This is a genomic window from Sulfurimonas sp., from assembly GCF_027056685.1.
Lineage (GTDB): Bacteria > Campylobacterota > Campylobacteria > Campylobacterales > Sulfurimonadaceae > Sulfurimonas.
This window is the reverse complement of record NZ_JALUKE010000151.1, coordinates 1-2,849: the sequence shown is the minus strand read 5'-3', so window position 1 is coordinate 2,849 and position 2,849 is coordinate 1. Positions and strand designations below refer to the sequence as shown.

At 37.3% G+C, this 2,849-nt stretch carries 2 protein-coding genes and 1 pseudogene; all 3 read right to left on the bottom strand.

Translation table 11 applies throughout. The features are described from left to right. Positions 1-1,078: pseudogene (locus MVY38_RS06510) on the bottom strand (VWA domain-containing protein); the annotation flags it as partial. Positions 1,079-1,080: 2 nt separating this feature from the next. After that, complete coding sequence (locus tag MVY38_RS06505) at positions 1,081-2,463, bottom strand: cbb3-type cytochrome c oxidase subunit I (protein ID WP_297484522.1); 1,383 nt, start codon at positions 2,461-2,463, stop codon at positions 1,081-1,083. Positions 2,464-2,472: 9 nt separating this feature from the next. Further along, on the bottom strand, positions 2,473-2,849 hold a 377-nt coding region (locus MVY38_RS06500), incomplete at its 5' end, for a cytochrome c (RefSeq protein WP_297484520.1).

Here is a 2,849-nt window from a genome sequence, read left to right as displayed (position 1 = left end):
TCATTTTAGTTAATCTTTTTGGCAGAGCAATAGGCTCTACATTGATAGCAACCTGCGGATAGATTCGGACATAGTTTTTGAGATAAGCATCCTTTTTATAATCCCATTCATCGCGTAAAAAGCCCTTACCTAAAGGGTAATCTTCTACATCTCTTGATGAAATATCTAGATCCATCTTAACACGCGAAGAGAGATTTGCATCTTTTTTTCCAAGGGTTATCTCATCCAATTCCGCTGCATTATAAAGGGCATCTTCATCAAAACTGTCATTCTCTTGTCTGTCCACATTGACCTGTTCCATAAAACTCATCAAAGACTCAGGCAAAAAGAGCAAAAGACCATCTGTCTCTTTCTCATCGTCTATCTGATTTGCCTTTTTCTTCATCTTCAGCTCTTCGGTCTTGTCCTCTTTGCCATCTTGTCGCCCCATCTCCTCTTCATCATTAAAGTCAAGCAGTTTGGAATTTGTGGCAATAGAAGGGTATATCCAAAGTGGATTTGGGTAACTCTTATCATCTAGTAACGCTTCAGCATTTGAAGAGTCAATATATGATAATTCCGGATAATTTTGCAGTAGTAAATCTTTTGCTTTGTTGTAAAAATCTTTAAAGCCTACATATTTGTTTGTAAGAAATGCAGCAGCTCTTCTGTTTTCACTAATGATGTCACTGCTTTGTAAATTTACTTGCGTGAGCATTGCACAGAGCCAGTAGTAGTGCATATCGTTTAGATCTTTGTCAGGCAAGTAAGCAAGTGTAGCAGGAAAATAGAGTGCTTTTTCATCTTGCCAAGCAAGAAAAAAGCTCTTCCCTTTTCCTGAAAATTTCTCTATAAGTGTTCTTGAAGTCTCTATAAATCGTTTATCTGTAATATGCAACTCTTTTGCTTTATCACCTCCAAGAAGATGATAGAAGATTTTAAGAGATTTCTCTTTTGACTCAAAAGATACTCCAGACTCTTCATACAAACGAGAGGCTTTTTTACGCAGATATGAATCTGCAAAGATGCCGACTTTTTCATCTACATCTTCAAGGAGCACTTTGCTCCAAGAGAAGAGACGAGAGACTTTCGATGCCATCTTTAGGCTGCTACTTTGTCTTCTTTTACAAAGAAACTGTAAAAATAAACCAAAAGACCTGTAAATGTCATAAGACCAAATAGTGAACGAACAATGTAAACTGCAGTCATTTTTGACTGAACATCCATAAATGCCATAGCATGCGCCGAATCAGGAATTCTTTGCATCTCTATCTGCATTACACCTGCAACTGTCAGTGCAACAGTCAAGCCTATCATGCCAATAACCATCAACCAAAACGAAACAAGCTCAACTTTTTGTGCTTTTTCGCAGTTCCCATGAGGACGCCCTCGTAAAATTGGCATAGCATAAGAGATCATAGTAAATACAATCATAACATACGCACCAAAAAATGAGAGGTGACCGTGTGCTGCAGTAAGCTGTGTACCATGAGTATAGTAATCAACTGGAGCGAGTGTATGCATAAATCCCCAAACACCTGCACCTAAGAAACCAACTACTGCTGTACCTTTTGCCCATGTAAGTGCTATTTTATTATCATCTTGAATACGACGATTTTTTATCATGCTGTAAGCAAACAAAATCATCAAGAAAAATGGTATTGGCTCTGCAGCTGAAGCAATTGAACCTATCCACAACCAGTATCCTGGTGCACCCATATAGAAGAAGTGATGTCCAGTTCCTGCAAGTCCTGCAATAAGTGTCATAGCAATAATAAGATATAACCATTTGTCAATATGTTCACGGTCAACACCTGTAAGTTTGATAAGTACAAACGCAAGTAACGCACCTAAAATCAACTCCCAAGTAGCTTCAACCCATAAGTGAACAACGAACCACCAGAAAAATTTATCCATAATCATATTGTCTGAGAAATAAAACGCAAACAAGAAGAAAAATGCTAAACCAAAAAGACCAGTAAGTAAAATGATAGAAATCGTAGTCTTACGACCTTTAATAACCGTCATAGTCACATTTAAAAGGTATGAAAGTACAACAATAACAATACCAATTTTAGTAATTGTAGGTTGCTCTAAAAACTCTCGCCCCATCGTAGGCCACAAATCATTCATAGTAATTTTTGTTAGTTCAGCATATGGTACTAACAAATAACCTAAAATAGTAAGAACACCAGCAACAACAAATACCCAAAAGGTAATTTTTGCTAAAAGCGGACTCCACAACTCTCTCTCAGCTTCTTCAGGAATCAGGTAGTATGTACTTCCCATAAAACCAAAAAGTAAAAGAACAATAAGTAAGTTTACATGTACCATACGAAGTGCATTAAACGGAATAGCTGGGAATAAAAAGTCACCATAAATATACTGGATACTCATAGTTAAACCAAATAAAATCTCCCCGGCAAGTAAAATCAGTGCAAATATAAAATATGGCTTTGCGACCATTTGAGATGAATATTTCATATAAATTCCTTATCCTTGAATATTTGGTGGCCACTCTTGGTCATTGACCTTAGACATCCAAATTAAAAAGTCAGCAAGATTGTTGACCTGTTTTGTACTTAAGTGAAACTGTGGCATTTTTCTTCTATTTGGAATATCAAGTGGCTGTGCTGCCATCCATCCCTGCATATAAGCTCTAAATGCCTTTTTATCTCCCCCACCTAAACGCTGAAAGGCATTTCCTAATTCAGGAGCATAGTATGCGCCCTCCCCCAGTAGTGTATGGCAACCAACACAATCGTTGTCTTCCCATATCTTTTTTCCTGCAACTACTGATTTTGTAATTTTGCTTGCATGGCTTAATTCTGGTATTCTATGGACCGTATCAAATGTCAATCCAGTAAAAA